The sequence below is a fragment of the Bradyrhizobium sp. SZCCHNR1098 genome (assembly GCF_032489375.1).
Classification (GTDB): Bacteria; Pseudomonadota; Alphaproteobacteria; order Rhizobiales; family Xanthobacteraceae; genus Bradyrhizobium.
Genome location: NZ_JAUEXY010000018.1, coordinates 17778 through 39345, shown reverse-complemented (window position 1 = coordinate 39345; position 21568 = coordinate 17778). Strand labels below are relative to the sequence as shown.

Here is a 21568-nt window from a genome sequence, read left to right as displayed (position 1 = left end):
TTGTTTGCGCGGTTGGCCTTGAACCCCTCCACCGCTCGGAGGAGATCCCTGCGGCTTCGGTTATCCGTGGTTCTATATTACCTGCTGAAGATTCGCTTCAGTACATCGTTCATCGGCTGGCTGTCCTGCACACCGTCCTGCAAGGGCTCGGCGGGAGCGGCCTCCGCCGCGCCCTGGCCGGCGTCGCCCGGAGGGCGAGAAACAGCGCCGCCCTGGGGCGCAACCAGCGTACGGCCGCGGCCCTTGGCCTGCGGCTGCGCGCCCTGCTGCAGCCCTTGCTGAATCAGATTGCCGATCGCCGATCCGAGATCGCCGCCGAGCAGGTCGGATTGGCCGGCCGCCGGGGCCTGCGCGTTCGGAGCCGCCGCCGATGGCGCGCCGTTCGAGCCGGCATTGGGCGCGGAATTTCCGATGAGGCCGCCGATGCCGTTGATCAGATTGTTCAGCCCGGCTCCGTCCTTGCCGAACAGGCCCTGGCCCATCTGCTTGAGCCTGGCGTAGGCAGCATCCGGATTGTCGAGGATGCCGGCCATGTCGGGGTAGAAGCGCGGCTGACTCCAGGGGCCGTCGATGACGATGGGAATCCCGAGACCAACCGGCTCCGAGGCGCGGCCCTGCCCCTCGGTCGTCATCACGAGCTTCGGCTCGACGCGCATCGCCAGCGCCCGATTGCCCAGATCGATCGTCCCCGCACCGGTGACCTTGACCAGCGGTCCGACCAGGTTGAGGTCGCTGGTGGCGGCCTGCCCGCGCTCGACCTGGAACGAGGCCGAGAGCTGCGTGAGATCGGTCGTCAGCTCCTTCGAATCCTGCCATCCCGACAGCGGATTGGCCGTCAATGAGCGGATCATCTGCGCGACGTTGATGCCGCGGATGGCGCCGTCCTGGAACAGCAGGAACGCCGAGCCGCTCAGGTTGCTCATGAGAGCCTGCTGGCTGGCACCACTGGAACGGAAGGCCAGCTTGCCCTGCATCCGCGCATCGAGCTTGTCGAATCCGGCGACGCTCGAGAGCAGCGGCAGCGCGCGGATGCCGACGAGATCGCAGTGCATCGCATAGGCCGGATTGCCCGTGGAGGCGTCGATCACGACCTCGCCGCTGGCCTGCCCGTCATAGGCGCCGAGATTGGCGACGGTCGCCTTCAGCAGGCCACCGGCCAGCGAGGCTTCGAGATCGAGCGGACCGAGGCGAGCCCCGGAGAGAACGACATCCGTCGCCGACAGCTTCACGCGCGCATCGACGTAGTTGAGACCGCGCAAGTCGATTGCCGTCGTGCTCCATCCCGACACGCCGGCGGACCCCTGCCCCGCAGGCGCTCCCAAGTCGAGCCGGCGAACGTCGAGATCGACCTTCACCAGCGGCTTGCTCGCGAGATCGACCGAGGCCCAGCCGTTGAAATCGCCATCGCCAAGCGTACCGCTGAGGCCGTTGATCAACACCACCGGGCCATTCAGCCGAACGTCGGCGCGGCCAGCAAGGACTCCGCGTAATGCATTGGCCATGTCGATCTTGAAGTCGACTGGCAGCGTCTGGCGGTCAATTGGCAGCGCAGGCGCCGCCGCTGAGACGTCGAACGTCACCGGGCGGTCGCCGGCACGGGCCACGCCCGTGATCTTGACCTTGCCGTCGGACAGAGACGCCGTCGCGCCGATGCCCTCGAGCCGATTCTCGACGCGGTCGCGCGGGTTGGAGAGGATGACAGCGCCGTCCCTGACGGTGACCCGTTCGATCCGGACCGCAGGCACCGCTTCCGACTTCGCCGAGGCACGGCTGCGCGGCGCGTTGTCCCGCAGCCGTTCGCGCAGCAGCGGCAGATAGAGTGTGGGCTTGTCGATGATGATCTCGCCGATGTCGGGCCGGCCGGACCACAGGCTCGACAGCGCCACGTCGGCCTGCAGCGTGCCGATCGTCAGCCGATTGTTGCCGTCCCGCTCCTTCGGATCCTGCAGGGTGATGTCCGTCAGGGTCGCATGCAGCGACGGCCACAGGCTGACGCTTGCCGAGCCGGCGATGCTCAGGCGATAGCCGGTGTCACGCTCGACGCGGTCCTGGATGGCGACCGTGAGGAAGCTCGCCGGAAGTCCAAAAGCGAGCGCCAGAGCGAGCACGACGATGACGGCGCCAATCAAACCGCCTGCGATCTTCAATGCCTTCATGTCGATGTCCCAAGCGCAAGGCGCGAGCGGTCTCCACGGGTTAGCGTGCGGCAACGCCGACCCGGTTCAATCCGAACTTTTCTCGGAACGAAGACCGCTCCGAGAGCGACCAACATAGTCGTGAGCGCGTGCGCCATTATGTGACTTATGACACACTTCCGCCCGGGCGGATTCTGTAACTCGGGCTCTGAACCACTGCCGAAGGTATAGTGATGAGCAAGCAGGCCGAATTTGCGGTCATTCTGAAGATGAACCCGATGTTCGCCGACCTCGGCGCGGACGAGCTGCAGCGAATCTCGAGCCTCTGTCACACTCAGCACCTGTCGTCGGGCGAGGTGCTGTTCCAGAAGGGCGACCCCGGCAATGCCCTGTTCGGGGTGCGGCGCGGCCAAATTCGCATCGAGACCGGCGCCACCGACGGCAGCCGGCTGACCCTCAACTTCATGGGGCCCGGCGATCTGTTCGGCGAGGTCGCCGTGCTCGACGGGCAGGAGCGCACGGCGGACGCCACGGCCGGTGAAGCGTCCGAGCTGTTCGTGCTTCGCCGCGAGGATTTCCTCAGCTTCCTAGAACGCGAGCCCAAAGTGGCGATCAGGATCATTCAGCTGCTGTGCCAGCGCATCCGCTGGCAGAGCGAGCGAATGGAGGAATCGGTGCTGCAGCCGCTGCCGGTCCGGCTGGCACGCCGGCTGTGCGCGCTGGCGGAGGATTTCGGCTCCGAGGTTCATATCTCGCAGGAACAGCTCGGCGTCTTCGTCGGCGCGGCGCGTGAAAGCGTGAACCGCCAGTTGCAGGCCTGGCGCAAGGACAAGATCCTAGATCTGCAACGCGGCCGCATCCTGCTGCATGACCTGACGAAGCTGAACACGATCGCACGCAACGAGTAGCAAGCCGGGCGCCCAGCTTCGTTCACCGCGAATTTGTCGATTGCGGGTCCGGTCCATGGCGGGAACCGCCCGTCGTGCATCGTTTGGTATCGGCATCGGCCAAACATGATCGCAATTGGGCCACCACGCCTCACAATTTGCGACATGAACTCTTTTTAACAATTCTAACAGGGTTCAATCCGGCGGCGGAGAGTTCCATTTGCTCGCGCGCGGCTGCGCGCGGGTGGAGCTTTGCGCGCCAGGCGAGCGTGGTTGGAAGTAAAGTCATGAGTCTTGCGTTGCCGGCGATCGCGATCGAGGCCAGTGGTTCGGTTGGCCGTTGGCGCAAAGCTCTCGCGGTCTGGATCGACGCCGTGGAGGATGGTTGGGCCGTTCCGGCCTTGATCGTCGGGTTCGTCGCGGTCTGGATGGTGTATTTCTCGATCGCCTATCTGGGAGGCGATCTCCACCAGGACGTGATCGAAACCTGGTCGCTCGGACGCAGCTTCGACTGGGGCTCGACCAAGCATCCGCCGCTGATGGGCTGGGCCGCGCGGGCCTGGACCACCGTGTTTCCGCTGACCAACTGGTCGTTCAACCTGCTGGCGCTGACCAACGCGGCGGTCGGCCTCTGGGCCGTCGACCTCATCACCCGGCGTTTCGCGCGCGGTGACAAACGTCTGGTCGTACTGCTGCTGCTCATGCTGCTGCCGGTCTATCAACTGCATGCGCAGCGCTTCAACGCCAACGCCGTGCTGCTGTCGAGCTGGCCGCTGGCGACGTGGTGCTTCCTGCGCTCGTTCGAGACGCGTCACGTCGGCTGGGCCATCGCGGCCGGCCTGACCGCGGCGCTCGCCATGCTCGGCAAGTACTACGCGGTCTTCCTGATCGCGGGCTTCGCGGTCGCAGCGTTGTGTCACGGCGAGCGTCGCGCCTATTTCACCTCGTCCGCGCCCTGGATCGCGGCGCTGTCCGGCCTGGCCGCGCTCGCACCTCACATCTATTGGCTCGCCACGACCGGCGCCCAGCCGTTCTCGCATGCGATCGAGCATCACGTCGGCAAGACCGCCGCGGCCGCCCTGGTCGAGGGCAGCGGCTTCCTGTTGGCGATGGCCGGCATCGCCGGTATCCCCGGCCTCATATGGCTCGCCATGACGCGGCCTCGCCCCACCCGCCTGCTGAACGATGCGCTCAGCCTCGAACCCGGGCTCCGGCTGCTGGCGACAATCAGCATCGGGACCGTTGTGTTCCCCACACTGGTCTCGGTCGTGTTCGGCACCGACATGCCGCCGCTGTGGGGCCTGCAGGGCGTCTTCCTGTTCGTCATCGTGATCGTGTGCGGCGCGAGCTATCACGCTCCCCGCGACATCACGATCAATCTCGCCGCGGCGACGATCGCGATCGCGGCATTCGCGGCCACCGTCGTGGCGCCCCTCCATGCATTGTACCGGAACTACGTTCCGTTGAACGAGGGCCGCAACTTCTATGAGCCGGCCGTGACCGAGCTCGACCGCCTGTGGCGGACGGCGTCGAACGGCGTCCTTCCCGCTGTCGGCGGCGACGACGGCCTTGCTTTTGCCGCCGCGTTCTACAGTCCCGACCATCCGCGCTATGAAATGGCGCTGGTGCACCCGCACGAGCTGCAGCCTCCGTCCAAAGTGCTGACCGCGCAGGGCTGGGCGGCGCTGTGCTACGACTCCGACATCTCCTGCATCTCGGGCATGCAAGCTGCGGCGGCGCAGGCGCGACGTTCGGTGCGGGCCGACTTCACGCTCCGGACCAAGCTGTTCGGCCTGGAGGGCGCGAGCCAGGGCTTCGTTGCCCTGATCGTTCCGCCTGAGACCGCCGCGCCGCTCGAGAGCACGCCGAGCGAGGCCCACGATCTCAGCGCACGCCGCCGCATGCCCTCGACCGCGAACTGAAACAGCTCGTTCCGGCACGTCATCTCATTCCGCGGCCGGCGACATCGCCGACGGCGGCGGCTTTGGCTGATGCCCCACCTCCGGTTCATGGCCGGACTGCGCCTCGTCGGCGGCCTCGCCGGAGGAGACGATCAGCTTGCGGCCGAGCCGGGCGAACAACGCGCCGACATCGTCCATCACCAGGAACATCGCCGGCACGAACAACAGCGACAGCACGGTCGAGAACACCAGCCCGCCGATCACCGCCAGCGCCATCGGCGAGCGGAACTCGCCGCCGGCACCGACCGCGAGCGCGCTCGGCATCATGCCGGCGACCATCGCGATCGTGGTCATCACGATCGGACGCGCCCGCTTCATGCCGGCATCGATGATCGCCTCGTCGCGCCTGATCCCGGCATGGATCGCCTCGACCGCGAACTCCACCAGCATGATCGCGTTCTTGGTGACGATACCCATCAGCATCATCATGCCGATATAGACCGGGATCGTGAGCTGCTTGCCCGTGAGCATCAGAGCTCCGATCGCCCCGCCGATCGACAGCGGCAGCGAGAACAGGATCGTGATTGGCTGCAGGAAGGTGCCGAACAGCAGCACCAGCACGGCGTAGACGATCATCAGGCCCGCCGTGATCGCCGTGATGAAGCCGGAGGCCAGCTCGTTCAGGCTTTCGGCGTCATCGGACGGGATCAGCTTGACGCTGGCAGGCATGCTCTTTCTGACCGGCAGCTCATCGATCTGCTTGGTTGCGTCACCGAGCGCCGCCAGTCCGACGAGGTCGGCGGCGACGGTCGCCTGCCGCCCGCGATCGTAGCGGCTGATGCTGGTCGGCCCCTGGTCGAGCTTGATGTCGGCGACCACCGCCAGCGGCACGCCGCCCTTTTCGCCGTACTGGCCGAGCGGCACCCGCAACTGTTCCAGGATCTTCACGTCGCTGCGCGCTGCATCCTCGAGCTGCACCCGGATCGGGACCAGCCGGCCGCCGGCGTCATACTTCGCCAGCGCCGGTCCGACATCTCCGATCGTGGCGACGCGGATCGTCTGCGACAGGCTTTCGGTGGACACGCCCAGACGGGCGGCCAGGTCGGCGCGCGGCTGCACCCGCAATTCCGGCCGGTCGAGCGAAGTGTCCGACACCACGTTGGAGATGATCGGAATCCGCTTCATCTGCGAGGCGAGCTCGCTCGCAACGTTGTCGACCAGCTTGGGATCCGAGCCCGTCAGCACCAGCTTGATCGGGCGCAGACCGTTTTCGTCCGTGAACCAGAAGCGGATGTCCGGAATGGTTTCGAGATCCTTGGTGATCTCGAGTTCGAGCTCTTTCTGGGTGATCTTGCGCTCGGTCTTCGGCGTGTAGTTGACGATCATCCCGGCGCGGCGAACCTCCATCGCGCCCTGGAGCCGGCCGCCGTCGACGAACACGCTGCGGACCTCTGGCCGCTTGCGCAGGCGCGCGACGATGTCCTCGGTGACCTTCTCGGTGTAGGCGAGCTGCGCGCCCGGCGGCAGCTCGATCGCGAGCAGCGATCGCGCCGCGTCCTGCGCCGGCAAGAACCCTTGCGACAGCAGCGTCGTACTCCAGATCGAGGCAGCGAAGATCCCGATGCCGAGCAGCACCGTGACAAAGTAGTGCTTTACCGACCAGGTCACGATGCGCTGATAGGCACGCAGGATGAACCCCGGCGGCGGATCGTCATGGTCGTGATGCTTGAGGAAGTAGGCCGCCAGCATCGGTGTGACGAAGCGCGCCGCCAGCAGCGAGAAGAACACCTGCACCGAGACGGTGATGCCGAACTGCTTGAAGAACTGGCCGGCAATGCCGGACATGAAGCTCGCCGGCGCAAAGATCGCGATGATGGTGAGGCTGATCGCGATGACCGCGAGCCCGATCTCGTCGGCGGCATCGAGCGCGGCGCGATAGGGCGACTTCCCCATCCGCATGTGGCGCACGATGTTCTCGATCTCGACGATGGCGTCGTCGACGAGAATGCCGGTCGACAGCGTGATCGCCAGGAACGAGACCATGTTCAGCGAGAAGCCGAGGATGTCCATCGCCCAGAAGGCGGGGAAGATCGACAGCGGCAGCGAGATCGCCGCGATCACCGTGGCCCTGAAGTCGCGCAGGAACAGGAGCACGATGATGACGGCCAGGATCGCGCCCTCGAACAGGGTCGAGATCGCGGCCTCGTAGTTGCCTTTGGTGAACTCGACCGAGGTGTCGATCAGCTTCAGATCGACGTCGGGATGGGCGGCCTTCACCTGGTCGATGCGCTTCTGCACGGCGGCGGCGACGACCACGTCGCTGGCGCCCTTGGAGCGCTTGATGCCGAGCGCGACCACCGGCTCGCCGTTGAAGCGCGCAAAGGTACGGCGATCGGCGATCGTGTCGGTCACGGTGCCGAGATCGGCGAGCCGGACCTCGCCGCCGCCGAACAAGGGAATCATCGTGTTGGACAGCTCGTTCAGCGTTTTCGCGCCGGCAAGCGTGCGGATCGCCTGGTCGTTCTTGCCGATCTCGGCGCGGCCGCCGGCGACGTCGACATTGGTGCCGCGCAGGCTCTGGCTGACATTGACCGCGGTGAGCCCCATGGCCTGCAGCCGGTCGGGATCGAGCGAGACCAGGATCTCGCGCTCGACACCGCCGATGCGCTCGACCTGGCTGACGCCGCGCACGCCCTGCAGCTCGCGCTTGACCACATCGTCCACGAAGAACGACAGCTGCTCCGGCGTCTTGCCCGGCGAGATCGCCGCATAGGTGACGATCGGCAGGCCGATCTTGTCGACGCGCGAGATCAGCGGCTCGGTGACGTTCTGCGGCAGATCGGAGCGCACCCGGGTCACGGCGTCCTTGACGTCGTTGATGGCGCGATCGGTGTTGGTCTCGAGCGCGAACGTAATCGTCGTCACCGACAGGCCGTCGGTGATCAGCGACTGGATGTGGCGCGCGCCCTCGACGCCGGAGACGCCGTCCTCGATGATCTTGGTGACCTGGGATTCAAGCTCCGAGGGCGCCGCGCCGAATTGCGCCACCGCGACCGAGATCACCGGAATGTCGGCGTTCGGCAGCCGCGTGACCGCGAGCTTGGTGAAGCTCATCCAGCCCAGGATCAGCAGGATGATGGAGAAGAGGATCGATGGCAGCGGGTTCCGGATCGACCATGCCGAAATATTCAGTGCCATCAGCGTACCCGCGTGCGATCGATGTCTTCGGCAAACATGGTCTTGATCTGGTCGCCGTCGTGCAGCGAGCTGCCGGCGTCGGCCACCACGATTTCACCCTCTGTCAGACCGTCGAGGATTTCGCTCGATGTATCCGACACCAGGCCGACCCGCACCCGGCGGGTCTCGATCGTGTTGCCCTTCACGACCTGGATGGTGAGATGATCGATCGCCGTGTTGGGCACGGCGACGCCGCAGCTCCGCCGGGCATCGATATTGGCGCGCGCGAACATGCCAGGCTTGAGCGACGGACTGCTGGTCAATGCGATGCGGACATGGCCCAGCTGGGTGGTCCGGTCGACCTGCGGTGCCACCACGCGCAGGCGGCCGACAATGTCGGGAAGGTTGTCACGGGTGATGCGCACCGGCGCGCCCGCGCCGAGCTTCAGGAGATGAATGCTCGGAACTTCGGCGTCGAGCTCCAGCTCGTTGTTGACGGCGATACGGAACATCGGACCGGCCTGCGGCGAGGCCGGCGCACCGGCGATCGTGCGGACCTCGGTGACGAGTCCTGCCGCCGGCGCACGCAGCGACACCGGCCGGTTCGCGGCCGCCGCCGGCGCTCCCGGCTGCGGCGGTGGCGGCGTCAGGCGCGCCAGCTCCTGGTTCTCGGTGACGGTGTCGCCCTCCTTGACCAGGACGTCGATGACCCGCGAGCCTTCCTGGTCGGCGCCGACCACCGCCTCGCGGCGGGCCATGACGAAGCCGGTGACGCGCACGAGATCGGAGAAGCAGGCCTTCACCGCCTTGGTCACCAGCACCTGGGCCTGCATCGGCGGCTCCTCGGCAGCGTGATGGGAACGATGCTCGTACCAGTAATAGCCGGCGAACAGAGCCACGAAGACGACCGCGCTGGCCGCAGTTTTGAGGGATTTTGGCAGCTTCATCGGCAGGTGGATCCGGTCGGCGCGAGATGCTGGTTGTGGATGCTGCGAATTTGGCGCGGGGCGCCCCGACAAGGCGATGCGCCCCACAATCCTGCGGGACGCATCCGTTCACTTCGATCTCCGGCCACGCGACCCCCAACGGCGCTTGATGGACGCGACGCTACTTGGCCGCCGCCGTCTTGCTCTGCATGTTGACGACCTGAACGCGGCGGTTCACCTCGGCGAGCGGCTGGCTCGGATCCTTCAGCTTGCTCTTGCCGTAGCCCACTGTCACCAGGTCGGCGCCGGCGATGCCGAACTTCTCGACCAGATAGCGCTTGATCGAATCGGCGCGGCGCTCGGAGAGGTCCTGATTGTAGGCCTCGCCACCGGCGGCATCGGTATGACCGGCGACGACGAAGGTCGCCCCCTTCAGCTCGGCGTTCGTCAGCGCCCGGCCGAGCGCCTGCACCGACGGCAGCGACTTCTGGCTGATGTTGGCGGAGTTGTAGTCGAAGGTGATCTCGAGATCGATGTTCGGCTTGGTCTTGGCGACCGCCGCGATCTCCTCGCGCTCGGCTGATGACAACGACCGCGTCGAGCGGCCGCGGATGCTCTGCAGGAACTTGTCCTGTTCCGGCGCGACCGCAGGCGCGGCCTCGGACGGCGGCGACATCGACAGTCCGCGGGTCAGCGGCCTCTTCGGCCCGGCCAACGCGCGGACGATCTGATCCTCGCTGACATCATCGGCCGCGAACGCCGGCATCGCGCTCAGCGACGCGGCCGCGCTCAGGACCGTCGCGGCCAGGAGAGCCGTCAGGCCGGCGGTCCTGGTCGAATTCGTTTTCGGTGCGGTCATTGCCATCTCTCTTCACGCGAACTGATCATCCCGGTGTCCGTCGCGAAGGCCCGCTCGCGACACCCGGCTGTTCGCTGTTATGTCGGTCCGGCCTGCCGCATGGTTCGAGCCGGCCGGCCGACGCGCGCAAGAAATCAGCGCACGCCGTAAGCTTCGAACTCGCGGACGATGTTGGGGTCCATCGCCTTGGCGTTGGCGATGTCGAGCGCGCCCTCCTGCGCAGCGCCGTTGCGCTGCTTGGCGAGACCCCGGCCGTACAATGACGACGTCAGGCGCGGATTGATCTTCAGCGCCGCATCGAAATCGGCGATCGCGTTCTTGACCGCGCCGCTCTTGAGGTTGACCAGCCCGCGGCTGTCGAGCGCGTCGACGAAATTCGGCCGCAGCCTCAGCGCTTCGTTGCAATCGCGCAGCGCAGGCTGCAGTTCGCCGACGACGGTGCGGGCCCAGCAGCGGTTGTTGAGCGCCTCGACGTCCTTCGGATTGATCCGGATGGTGTCGTCGAAATCGCGGATCGCCTGCGCGTAGGCGCCCTTGCTCGCATACACCTGGCCGCGCCGGTACAGCGCGCCGGCATCCTCCGGATTGGCCGCGATCTTGGCGCTCAGGCTCTTGATCGTCGGATCGTCGGCGAACGGATCCTGCGCGGGCGCTGCCGGAGCGGCGGGCGCCACGTTCGCGATCACAGGAGATGGCGCCGGCGGCGCTGGAGCAACCGGCGGCGGAGGCGGCGGGGTATCCACCTTCTGCACCGGCGTCGGCTGCGGCGCGGGCGGAGCCGGCGGCAGCGGTGACGGCACCGGCGGCGCCACCACGACCTGTGTCGGGGTCGGCGCAGGTGCAGGTGCAGGTGCAGGTGCGACACTGGCCTCGGCCGGCGGCGTCGGCCTGACGCCATTGCCCGGCACGAAGGAGAAATCCTCCGCCAGCGACGACGAGATCCACGGCACCTGCTCGCTGCGCGACGCGCGGGTGACGCCGACGCGGGTGCGGTTCAGCGTCTCCTCGGCGGTGAGGTCGGGAACGCGGATCTCCTTCAGGAGCTCCTGCACGAACAGGCTGCGATCGCGCCCGCCATCCGTCACGACAGCGGACAGCGCCGCCGAATACATCACCAAAGTACCGCTCGGTGCGATGACCGGCGCGAGGCCGGCCGAGGCGGTGCGGAACCTGCGCTCATAGGGATTGCGCCGGGAGGCATCGAGCAGCGCAATCTTCACGCCGGCGCCGCGGCTGTTGATCTCCTGCAGCACCTGCTCGAGGCCGATGCCGTCGCGCCGCACGTCGGCCTCCTGCCAGATCTGCGCATCGACCGGGATCATGTAGCTCTGCCGGCTCGACTGGATGCCGTAGCCGGAGAAGAACAGCAGCGCCACCGAGCCCGGCTTGATCTTGCCATAGAGCCGATCGAGGCCGCGGCGCATCGCGTCGCCGCCGGCATTTTCCAGCGTCTCGACGCTGAAACCGTCGCGCTTCAACTCGTCGGTGAGATCGCGGGCATCGTTGACCGGTTCCTTGAGCGGCGCCTCGGCATCCGGATATTTTGCATTGCCGATCACCAGCGCGAAGCGGTCGCCGGCCGCGTGCGCGGGCCAGGAGACCACGGCCGAGAACGCGACGGAGAACATCAGGCCGAGCGGCAACAGCAGGCGGAAAGTCATCACGATGGCGGTCCAGCGGTCAGCAATCAGGCGCCGTCCAGCTTGCGCCGCGGCGACCATATCCCACGCGTCAGGCATTATCAAATCGCCGTGACGGCACGTCAACCGCTTGCAGAGGTTGAAGAATCGTCTGAGGCGGCGACCGCCCGCAGGAGCCTCTTGCGAGCTGCGGGTCATGACACGAGCGGACCATGCAACGATCCCAATGGCTTGAAATGTGAGATGCCTCACGCTGTGTCGCGGCAGCGCGCCGTCCGGTTCGACGAGCACCGCGATTGACCTCGATCCCTGCCGATGGCTCGATGGCGGCCGTGCCCAACCAACGAGAAGGCCATCATGGGGAACGCTGCCGAGATCTACGCACTGCGCTATGCGACGATGTCGCCGCGCACGCCGCACATGAACTTCCTGCAGCCCGATCCGCACGACAGCATGGCGCAAGACCTCGACTATTTCGTGTGGCTGATCCGCCGTGACGGGCGCGACATCCTGGTCGATACCGGCTTCAACGCCGCGGAGGCCGAGATCCGCCACCGCACCCTGACGCGCGATCCGATCGACGCGCTCGCTTCCTTCGGCGTCGACGCGGGCGGCATCCGCGACATCATCGTGACCCATCTGCACTACGATCACGCCGGCAATCTCGACCGCTTCCCGAACGCGCGCTTTCATCTGCAGGAGCGCGAGATGGCCTATGCCACCGGCCGCTGCATGTGCAACGGCATGCTGCGCTACCCGTTCACGGTCGAGCACGTCACCACCATGGTGCGCCACGTCTATGGCGAGCGCGTCACCTTCCACAACGGCGACGGCGAGGTCGCGCCGGGCGTCACCGTGCACCGGGTCGGCGGCCATTCCGACGGGCTCCAGGTGGTGCGCGTCGACACCGCGCGCGGCCCGGTCGTGCTCGCCTCCGACGCCGCGCACTACTACGCCAACCTGCAGCGCCGCAGCCCGTTTCCGATCGTGCTCAATATCGGCGACATGATCCAGGGCTGGGAGATCATCGAGCGCCTCGCCGGGCATCCGGATCGATTCATTCCGGGCCACGATCCGCTGGTGACCGAACTCTATCCGCGCGTGAGCGAGGCGGCCGATGCCTATGCGCTGCATGTGGCGCCGTCGCGGTCGTTTGCGAGATAGTGGCGCCGAGCCTGTAGTTCTGATGTGATTGTCAAACAGCCCACGCGGCTGAGCACCAGCGTTCTCGCGGCGCGTTTCGCGTCCGAGCTGTGATCATCGGGACACCCTCTTGAAGCAGAGGGCGCAGGGAGAGCCAGGCCTCGGCTGAGGCCTGCGGTCCGCCTGCGAGAAAAAATGCAGGCGGCAGAACCACAGGTACAGCCGGAATGACCCGGCCCTCCCTGCGCGATGGCTTTACGATTTATACGCAGTCTCCTCGGTGACCGGCTTGTTTGCCACCGTGGCGACAACGCGCGCATGACGCGCATTGCGCGGACCTCAGCGTCGGGAGGCCAGGACCCTGCGACTTCACCGTCCGCGGCGTGGCGTACGTCGGCATGCTCTCAGCACGCTGCACCACATCGCGGCCATCGCATCCCACCCCAACGCGTCGTGACGTTCGCGAAAGCGCCCCTCTTCAACGAGGCGGGACGGGCGTAAATCTCCACCCGATTTGCCCGACGGCGCAAGCGATTTCTTTTTTACCGAACATCTGGACAGGGCAAATCAGCTTGAAACGGCTAGACAAATTCGTCTTTTGCGACCAAGGATTGAGCGGTATTTCGATGAGACGATTTGGCCGCGATGGGGGCATTCTGTGGTTTCTCAGATCGCCGGCAGGACGACATCAAATCGAGAGCCTTGCCACCGGAAATCTGCTCGATGCGCAACATCAGTCAGGATGCATTCCGTCGCATCCGCCTTCCCTTTCCCCCAGGCGAGGTTCGGCGGGAATTGATCGGACGGCTGGAAGCAAGCTTTACCCAAGCCGACCGCCTCGAAGCCGAGGCGGCGCGCGCACGGGCGCTGCTCGACCGGCTGGAGGCGGCGATCCTGACCAAGGCATTCAAGGGCGAGCTGGTGCCGCAGGACCCGAACGACGAGCCGGCCAGCGTCCTGCTCGAGCGCATCCGCGCGCAGCGCGCGGCGGCCGCGCCCCCGAACGGGAAGCGAGGTCGGCGGGCCCCCCTGTCAAATGATCGGCTTTCGTTTTGAACGGGGGCGACCGCCCCCTCGAAGCGGCCGTCAGCGACTGACGAGCACTTGAGGAACTGGGTTTCGCATCAGCATGTACGTCTCCGAATAGAGCGAGCCGCTGACGTTGCTCATCGGTGCGGCGCCGATCAAGACCTCCTTCTGCTGTGACTCGCTGTCGGGCAGGATCACGTGGAAACGCAGGCAGGCCAGCATGAGATCGCCGTTCTTCGGCGCGGGTGTGAGATCGAAAGCAGTTAACCTGCCGTCCCGGACCTCGTAGCTGATCGCACGCGTGGGCCCCGAAAAGCCCGACGCGGCGGCGCCAGCTCCACCGTCCTCCAACGTGTCGAGCGCGAGGAGACTCATTTCACCTGGCTTGATCACCAGAGGCGTGAAGACATAGTTCAAAAGCGCCTTCATTCCATGCTCATCGCACGACGGCTCTGGCCTCTCGTTGCCGGGACGAAACCAGACGGTGAGGTTGATCTTGGTGACCGCCACAGGCCGGTTGCCAGCGTTGACGAAGACGAGATTTTAGCTCAGCCCGCTCAGCTCCTGCGCTTTCGACGACACCGACATGAATGGGATATTGTTGATGACCACGCAGAGGTCGTCCCTGGTCCTCACCACGGTCGCATACAGGCTCGCCGCCGATAGCAACAGCGCCAGCCACGCCACCGGCGAGCCGATCCACTTCGACCAATCGACACCTGGCTTGGGCGGCGGCCACAGGCGGTCGCGCAAATGCTCCGGGGTCATGTTCGGGCCAGCTTTCCGGTTGCGGTGGACGCGATTATGCGCGCTGGATGGGCGTTGGCAATGTCCGGGCGGCGGCGTAGCGCGTGCTTGTTTGGCTTTGCTACCGTCTCCTCATGAGTTGCGTCGTCATTGCGAGGCGCAGTTGCGCCGAAGCATTCCAGAATGGCCCCGCGGACATCGTCTGGATCGCTTCGCTGCGCTCGCAATGACGTAGGGTTGGCATGGTGCGCTCAGCCGTCGTCCCGGGCAGGCAGCATCGCGCGATGGCGCGGCGTGGCACTGACTAGGGCCCCCACGCGCCGCAGCGGTTGTCGGGGCGCGGTGTCAGCGCCCCGTCTGCCTCAAACGACTTCCTGGGGTTATGGGTCCCGGCTCAAGGCCGGGACGACGGCGGAGGTTGCCGATGCGGCTTGGGTCCATTGAAGGCCGGTGGAAATCGCAGCCACGTTCAATGCAGCTCCACCTTCGCCTTCTTCGCCAGGTGGTCGCCAAGGAATCGCACGTCCCAATTGGTCAGCCGCACGCAGCCATGCGACTCCGACTTGCCGACCTTGGACGGCTCGGCGGTGCCGTGGATGCCGTAGCCGATGCCGACCGACAGGCCGATCCAATAGGCGCCGACCGGGTTGTTGGGGCCGGGCTTGATGGTGAACGGCTTGCGCGCCTTCACACCCTTGAACTTGTAGTCGGGGTTATAGCGGTAGTTCGGGTTGGCATCGATCGAGATCACCTTGAAGCTGCCGACCGGCGTCGGCTTCTCTTCGCTGCCGACCGTGGCGGGAAATACCGCCACCAGCTTGCCGTCCCGGTCGAACGCCTGCACGGTGCCGGCGTCCTTGCTGATGTCGAGCCGCATGATTTTCGGCGCGGCGTCGTCCGGCTTCATCACATTGGCGACGGAGATCTGCTCGCCCTCCTTGTCGAAGCCGGCCTTCGGATTGAGCGCCGACAGCAGCGCTTCGCTCATGTGGAATTTCTCGGCCAGCGCCTCGCGCGGCGAGGTGTAGCCGAGCGCCGGCAGGTCCTTCATGTCCTCCATGTGCTGCGGCAACTTCTTCAGGAACGGCCCTTTCACATCGTCGCGGGTGATCGTGTAGGAGACGATGGCAGGCGCCTGGTCGCCGCGCAGCAACGCATCCCACAGCTCGGGCGTCAGCTTCGCATCACCGGCAAGGCCCTGATCGCCCACAAGCCCCTTGGCGCGCGCGAATGCGGCGAGCGCCTTGCGCGCATTGTCGCCGAAGCGGCCGTCGATCTCGCCCGGCGAGACGCGCGCGCGATCGAGCAGCACCTGGGCGCGGATCGCCACTGGGTCCATCTTCTCCTCGGCCGGCGGCCGCTTGCGCAGCTCGGCGCCGTTGACGGCGTCGGCGGTGAGCTCGGCGGAGACCGCAGGCGTGACGACGACGGCGCAGAGCAGAAGCGGTATCCAGGGCCGAAGCATGAGCGTGAGTCCCAAGTGGAGATGGCTGACATTCGGCAGCGTCAACGTGGACGCTGCCGAGAAGTTCGGGGGGCGTCGGCTGAACGTCGCGGCGTCCTGGCGCGACTACCAGGGACGCGGGTCGGCTGGCCCGGCGGCGGCGCGTCTGCTATCTCGACCACGGCCGTTGAATGAATGGGTTTTCGCGAGGATCGGTTTCGCATGGGACATGCCGCAATTGCCGCCACGATGCGCCGGATGCCGATGCTCGCCGCCGCCGGCCTGCTGGCGATGATCCAGGCTGCGGCGGCGGCCGAGGACACCGCGCCGAGGGGCGCCGCGGTCAGCGTGCTCAAGGCGACCAAGGCCTGCTTCGACAACACCGTCGAGGTGTCCGGCATGGTGCTGGCGCGCGACGAGACCGCGGTCAGGCCCGACCGTCCCGGACTGAAGGTCGCGGAGGTGCTGGTCGATGCCGGCGACACCGTCACGGCCGGACAGAACCTGGCGCGGCTGACGCCGCCGGAGGGCGGCACGATCATGATCCAGGCGCCGGTGGCGGGCACCATCCTGTCGTCGAGCGCCACCATTGGCGCGTTCGCCTCCGGCCGCGGCGAGGCGCTGTTCTCCATTCTCGCCCGCAACGAATATGATCTCGTCGGCCTGGTGCCGAGCGCGCAGCTCGCCAAGCTCGCGGTCAACCAGACGGCGCGGATCCGCATCGTCGGGGCCGGCGAGGTCGAAGGCAAGATTCGAAGGGTCGCGCCGACCGTCGAGCCGAACAGCCAGCTCGGCCAGGCCTTCATCGGCATCAACGGCACGGCGCGGCTGCTGGTGAATTCGTTCGGGCGCGCCGTGATCAAGATCGGCCAGAGCTGCGGCGTCGCGGTGCCGCTGACCGCCGTGCTGTACGACCCGGACGGCACGGTGGTGCAGGTGGTCCGCGCCCAGCGCATCGAGACCAAGCGGGTCGAGATCGGCCTGATGGCCGGCGGCCAGGTCGAGATCCGCGACGGCCTCGCCGAGGGCGACGTCGTGGTCACCCGCGCCGGCGCGCTGCTGCGCGAAGGCGACCCGGTGCGGCCGGTGATGGCGAGCAATTGACGGACACGGCCGAGTCCTACGGGACATAGCGGGGAGACCGCGCCAGACGCGGTCCGCTCCCCTCCCCCTTGCGGGGAGGGGTCGGGGGTGGGGGTTCTCCGAGTCGCACTCGACGTGATGAGCGCGCGAGCTCCAGGGAAATCTTCAGCGATCTAGGATCGCTATCCCTGCCAAAGCGGCTTGTAGGGAAGGCTCAAGCCAACGACGCGCGGCGCCTGCGAACCCCCACCCCCAACCCCTCCCCGCAAGGGGGAGGGGAGCTGACCGTCAGCTTGGTGAGAGCGGGGCAGACGCTCCGAGCGTCAGATGTGTTGGACGAGAGATGGAAAACCGCCGCCTCAGCTGCCGGCGTTGGCGACGTCGGCGCTGAAGCGGATGTCCTCGACCAGCGAGGACGACACGGTCGGCACCTGCTCGCCGTCGGAGCTGCGCGCGATGGCGTTGCGGGTCTTGTTGAACACGGCCTCGGCGCTCGGGCTCTTGCCGAGCTGATTGAGCAGCTCGCCGACCAGCACGCTGTTCTGGCCCTTCGGATCGTCCAGCACCTTGCCGGGCGTCGCCGACGACAGGATCAGCGCATTGGCAGGCGCATTGATCGGCGCCAGGCCGTGCGAATAGGCGCGGAAGCGGCGCTCATAGGGATTGCGGCGCGCGGCGTCGATCACGACCAGTTTGGCGCGCGCCCCCTGCTCGCGGACCGTATCGAGCAGGCCCTCGATGCTGGTGCCGTCGCGGCGCACGTCGGCCTCCTTCCAGATCTTGGCATCGACCGGGATCATGTAGCTCTCGCGTCCCGCCTGGATGGCGTAGCCGCCGAAGAACAGCATCACGACCGAGTCGGGCTTGATCCTGGCCTTGAGGCGCTCGACCGCGCGGATCATGTCGTCCTTGTTGGCATCCTCGACGACATCGACGTCGAAGCCGTCGCGGCGCAGCGCGCCGGTCAGCGCCCGGGCATCGTTGATCGGCTGGACGAGCGGCGCATTCGCATCGGGGTAATGACCATTGCCGATGACCAGCGCGAGGCGCGCGCCGTTGCCGGTCGCCACGCTGCTCTGCTCGGAGGCTGCCGCTTTGGGCGCCTCGAGCGAACGCTTGTTGAGGGCAGCATGCGCACCGATCGCGAGCGACACCGTGCAGAGAAGCGCGGCGGCGATCACGGCCGATCGGCGGGAGAGAGAAGGCTGCCTTGCGGTCATCACGTCAATCCTGGTCCGAGCCTGCCCAAGCGTGACCAAAGGGGCGCACCCTTTGGTCGCGCTGGCGCCTCTGAGGTTTGAGGGGTTGCGAGACGATGTGTCGTCGAATTGCGCGCAATTTGCGGCACCGCAACGAGGAAAGGCTTAACCCGAACCCGCATCCCAAGCAACATCGGAACAGCCTTGACTTTTCAAGCACTTGAAGAGAAACGCAAATTTAACCATGGCGCCGATCTCCAAAGGGCCCTGGGCGGACCGCCGGGAGGCCATATTGCCGCCCAATCCGCCTCGCGCCGTGACCGCCGTCACGTTGTCTTTGGCCGTCCAGCGTGTCAGTTTGCCCCATGCATGCGCGTGACGCGCCGTTTGCCGGGCGTTTCGAGCAGCGCATGCCGTTCGTCCCGCCTCCGACAACCCGCGAGTCCTCGCTTGAGTTTCCAGTATTTCGCCGGCGCGGCCTGCCGCGCACTGACGGCCCGGAAGGATGGGCCCTCGCTGTACGAGGTCTGCGATCCCATCCTGCGCCGGCCCGGCAGCGGCGACCCGCATCTGTCGAAATTCTACCGGACCGCGCTGGGGAACCCCGCGCTGCGCGCATTGCTGCGCCGTGCCGGCCTGCCCGAGTTGAACGATCCCGCTGTTCTCAATGCGCTGCGCGACGCGCTGGTTCTCGCCCGCGACAATCCGACGCCGGACTGGGAGCAGGTCGGCCGCCCGATCGCCGATCTGGTCGACAGCGTCGCCTTGCATCACCCTGCCCCGCCGCGCCGGACCGCGGCGGCGGCCATGCCGCCGGAAGGCGAGATCGACCGCGTGATCCGGGCCTGTGGCGCCGACCTACTCGGCTCGTTCAGCCGCAATGGCTTCATCCCGACCTATGCCGCCTTCAACCTGATCGGCGATCCCGACATGAAGGGCCGCGAGGTGCTGATGGCGCTGCAGGGGCTGGACGCGCGCGGCTACAAGAACTCGACATTGCTGTTCAACCTCGCCCGCGTCTTCATCGCGCGATCGCCGGCGGCGGCCGTCATCAATCCGCCGTGGCGCGGCATCGCCGAGCCGATGTGGGAGCCGGTGCAGATCCGCCACCGCTCGGCCTATTACGACGCGTTCTTCACCGAGGCGCTGCTGAGCTATCTGGAGACCGGCCTCGCCTCGTCGGAGCAGACGACCGCGGCGCGCACGGCGATTTCGGCCATGGTCGAGTTCTGCCTGACCGTCAGCCGCGAGGAGGTGCGCGGCGCCAACGGCAAGAGCTACGACGTCGTCACCGCGCTGGCGCCGCCGCCGCATCCGCGCTTCTCGCGCTTCTTCACCCAGATCAAGCAGGACCTCGGCTTCGGCGTCTACGTGCCGGATTGCGACACCACGGCGTGCTCGTTCTCGGCGGCGACGCAGGCCGGCTCGGACGACCCGATGCTGAGCCAGCCGCTGCTGGATTTCTATGCCGGCTACCAGGTGCGCGCCGGCGGCAACGAGCCGCGCGTGACGGTGCCGATCAACGACAACATCGACTATGAGGGCGGCGTCGCGACCTGGATCGACAGTCTGGCCGGCGAGCGGCCCTACGGCAATGATCTCGATCCGACGCTGAATCTCGACGTGCTCGAAGTGTCGTTCCGCAATCTCGGGCGCTGGCAGGTCCTGGAGACGCAAGCCCGGCTCGACGTCGTCAGGCGAATCGTCGGCTTCCAGCAGCGGCTGGTTCTGAGCGGCGCGTTCGCCGACCCGCGCGCGCACATCTATTATCTGCCGGAGCTGTATTGCGCCTATTTCGGCCGCTGCTACCACGCCTTCATGGCGCTGCCGCCCGCCGCGCGGCGGGCGATCGATCCCGACGGCGCGTTCGAGCTCATTCGTCTGCGCGTGCTCGGCTATGTCGAGGACGAGCTGATCGGCCGCGAGATGAACCCGTTCGACGCCGCGCTGGCGCTGATTGCGCTCGGACATCTCGGCGGCGCTGCGGCGAGCTTCGCGCCCGCGGTGCATTGCATCGTGACGTCGTTCGGCGAAGGTGGCCGGCGGCATCCGTACCGCGCCTATGAATGGAACAAGATGAAGACCCCGACCCGCATCCTGGTCGGCGGCCCCGAGGTGACATCCGCCTTCGTGCTGATGGGCCTGGCGCTGGCGCGGCGGGTCGTGGTGCGGTGAGGACGAAGCTGTGTCGCCGATGTCGGTCCACTCCCCTCCCCCTTGCGGGGAGGGGTCGGGGGTGGGGGTCCACGAGTCGCGCTCTGAGTGATGACAGCGTGTGCCGCTGAGGATCTGTGTGTTTCACTCCCCTTCGCAAGGACCGTAGCCGAAAGCCTTGGCACGATCTCGCACAACAGCTGAGTTCAGCGCCCGCGGACCCCCACTCCCGACCCCTCCCCGCAAGGGGGAGGGGAGCGCACCACCGTTGTTGTGATAGCTCGAGTCGAAACGTCCCCACCATCGCGTGAAGTTGAGCAGGTCAGGCAATCACGGCGCTGGAACAACCGGGCGATCCGCCGCACAATTGCCCCAGCCCTCCCCAAGGACGATCCGCGCCCGTTCATGTCGATGAAACCAGCCCTGCTCGCGCTCCTGCTGCTGCCGTCCGTCGCGTCCGCGGCCGACATCGCCGGGATTCCCAAGATCCGTGAGGCCGATGGGATCACGATCGGGACCACCCGCATCCGGCTCGGCGGCATCGACGCGCCCGCCGTCGATCAGCTCTGCCTGAACAAGAACGGCGAGCGCTGGACCTGCGGCGTGGCCGCGCGTGACGAACTGATCAAGCACGCCGACGGCAAGAGCTGGACCTGTCATCCGCGTTCGATCGATCGCCGCGGTCGCCAGGTGGCGCGCTGCGACGTCGACGGCGAGGACATCCAGAAATGGCTGGTGCGCAGCGGCTGGGCGCTGGCCTATCGCGCCATCTCGCACGACTACGAGCCCGACGAGGCGGAGGCGCGGGCCGCCAAGGCCGGCATGTGGCAGGGCGCATTCATCGCGCCGTGGGACTGGCGCGTGCGCAACAAGAAGACCACGATCCTCGGCGCCACCAAGCCGCCGGAGAGCGCCCGCAACATCCTGCTCGCCTCGGCTTCGGGCCCGGTGGCGCCGTCGCCGGACTGCACCATCAAGGGCAACGTCAACGGCGCCGGCGAGTGCATCTATCATACGCCGAAAAGCCGTTGGTACGCTCAGATCAAGATGCACGTCGCCAAGGGCACGCGCTGGTTCTGCTCGGTCGAGGAGGCCGAGGCCGCCGGCTGCCGCGAGACGAGGCGCTGACGACCTGACGCGCCGGCCTGCCGGGGCATGCCAGCCCCCCGGCTTCTCCGGCTTTTCTTAATGCGCCGCGCCACGTAAAACGACCATGGGCCAGCCGTGTGCGAGAGCCCGCCACC

General features: G+C 66.8%; 16 protein-coding genes. 7 read left to right on the top strand and 9 right to left on the bottom strand.

From position 1 onward, the window contains the following. Window positions 1–77: 77 nt before the first annotated feature. Window positions 78–2156 carry an AsmA family protein gene (locus QX135_RS29605; protein WP_316178958.1) on the bottom strand — a complete coding sequence of 693 codons (2079 nt, stop codon included), beginning with the start codon at window positions 2154–2156 and terminating at the stop codon, window positions 78–80. Between the two features lie 212 nt (window positions 2157–2368). Between QX135_RS29605 and QX135_RS29600 the strand changes: the two genes are divergently transcribed. Beyond that, window positions 2369–3043, top strand: a complete 675-nt coding sequence (locus QX135_RS29600; RefSeq protein WP_315740764.1) for a Crp/Fnr family transcriptional regulator — start codon at window positions 2369–2371, stop codon at window positions 3041–3043. Window positions 3044–3309: 266 nt separating this feature from the next. After that, a complete protein-coding gene (locus QX135_RS29595) occupies window positions 3310–4944 on the top strand; it encodes a glycosyltransferase family 39 protein (protein ID WP_315740765.1) in 1635 nt (544 codons plus the stop codon). A 24-nt stretch (window positions 4945–4968) separates the two neighbouring features. Here the strand turns inward: QX135_RS29595 and QX135_RS29590 are convergent, their stop codons facing one another. From QX135_RS29590 to QX135_RS29575, 4 genes are all read right to left on the bottom strand, one after another. Next, entirely contained in the window at window positions 4969–8121 is a 3153-nt protein-coding gene (locus QX135_RS29590; protein WP_315781457.1) for an efflux RND transporter permease subunit, read from the bottom strand. Continuing rightward, a complete protein-coding gene (locus QX135_RS29585) occupies window positions 8121–9047 on the bottom strand; it encodes an efflux RND transporter periplasmic adaptor subunit (RefSeq protein WP_315740767.1) in 927 nt (308 codons plus the stop codon). The genes QX135_RS29590 and QX135_RS29585 overlap by 1 nt, the downstream gene beginning before the upstream one ends. Before the next feature lie 160 nt (window positions 9048–9207). Beyond that, window positions 9208–9885: an OmpA family protein gene (locus tag QX135_RS29580; protein WP_316234430.1), complete on the bottom strand. Its 678-nt coding sequence runs from the start codon at window positions 9883–9885 to the stop codon at window positions 9208–9210. A gap of 134 nt (window positions 9886–10019) precedes the next feature. Then, a complete protein-coding gene (locus tag QX135_RS29575; protein ID WP_410053232.1) occupies window positions 10020–11546 on the bottom strand; it encodes a caspase family protein in 1527 nt (508 codons plus the stop codon). A gap of 336 nt (window positions 11547–11882) precedes the next feature. On the opposite strand from QX135_RS29575, the gene QX135_RS29570 reads away from it, so the two are divergent. Both QX135_RS29570 and QX135_RS29565 read left to right on the top strand, forming a co-directional pair. Continuing rightward, window positions 11883–12689: an N-acyl homoserine lactonase family protein gene (locus QX135_RS29570; protein ID WP_316234428.1), complete on the top strand. Its 807-nt coding sequence runs from the start codon at window positions 11883–11885 to the stop codon at window positions 12687–12689. A 615-nt stretch (window positions 12690–13304) separates the two neighbouring features. After that, entirely contained in the window at window positions 13305–13724 is a 420-nt protein-coding gene (locus QX135_RS29565; RefSeq protein WP_315740770.1) for a hypothetical protein, read from the top strand. A 30-nt stretch (window positions 13725–13754) separates the two neighbouring features. Here the strand turns inward: QX135_RS29565 and QX135_RS29560 are convergent, their stop codons facing one another. The 3 genes from QX135_RS29560 to QX135_RS29550 form a co-directional block, all read right to left on the bottom strand. After that, the gene (locus tag QX135_RS29560) at window positions 13755–14207 is read right to left on the bottom strand and encodes a hypothetical protein (RefSeq protein ID WP_316234427.1); all 453 of its coding nucleotides are present in this window, start codon (window positions 14205–14207) and stop codon (window positions 13755–13757) included. Window positions 14208–14240: 33 nt separating this feature from the next. After that, window positions 14241–14465: a hypothetical protein gene (locus QX135_RS29555; RefSeq protein ID WP_316234426.1), complete on the bottom strand. Its 225-nt coding sequence runs from the start codon at window positions 14463–14465 to the stop codon at window positions 14241–14243. 448 nt (window positions 14466–14913) lie between these two features. Beyond that, on the bottom strand, window positions 14914–15909 hold the full coding sequence (locus QX135_RS29550) for a L,D-transpeptidase family protein (RefSeq protein WP_315777221.1): 996 nt from the start codon (window positions 15907–15909) through the stop codon (window positions 14914–14916). A 201-nt stretch (window positions 15910–16110) separates the two neighbouring features. Here QX135_RS29550 and QX135_RS29545 point away from each other — a divergent pair, with 201 nt between their 5' ends. Further along, window positions 16111–16992 (top strand): efflux RND transporter periplasmic adaptor subunit, encoded by an 882-nt coding sequence (locus QX135_RS29545; protein WP_315740774.1) that lies wholly within the window; start codon window positions 16111–16113, stop codon window positions 16990–16992. A 338-nt stretch (window positions 16993–17330) separates the two neighbouring features. On the opposite strand, the gene QX135_RS29540 is transcribed toward QX135_RS29545, so the two are convergent. Continuing rightward, window positions 17331–18191 carry a caspase family protein gene (locus QX135_RS29540; protein WP_315740775.1) on the bottom strand — a complete coding sequence of 287 codons (861 nt, stop codon included), beginning with the start codon at window positions 18189–18191 and terminating at the stop codon, window positions 17331–17333. 429 nt (window positions 18192–18620) lie between these two features. On the opposite strand from QX135_RS29540, the gene QX135_RS29535 reads away from it, so the two are divergent. Together QX135_RS29535 and QX135_RS29530 are read left to right on the top strand one after the other, a co-directional pair. Continuing rightward, a complete protein-coding gene (locus QX135_RS29535; RefSeq protein ID WP_316234425.1) occupies window positions 18621–20345 on the top strand; it encodes a hypothetical protein in 1725 nt (574 codons plus the stop codon). Between the two features lie 384 nt (window positions 20346–20729). After that, window positions 20730–21452 carry a thermonuclease family protein gene (locus QX135_RS29530; protein ID WP_316234424.1) on the top strand — a complete coding sequence of 241 codons (723 nt, stop codon included), beginning with the start codon at window positions 20730–20732 and terminating at the stop codon, window positions 21450–21452. Window positions 21453–21568 lie beyond the last annotated feature (116 nt).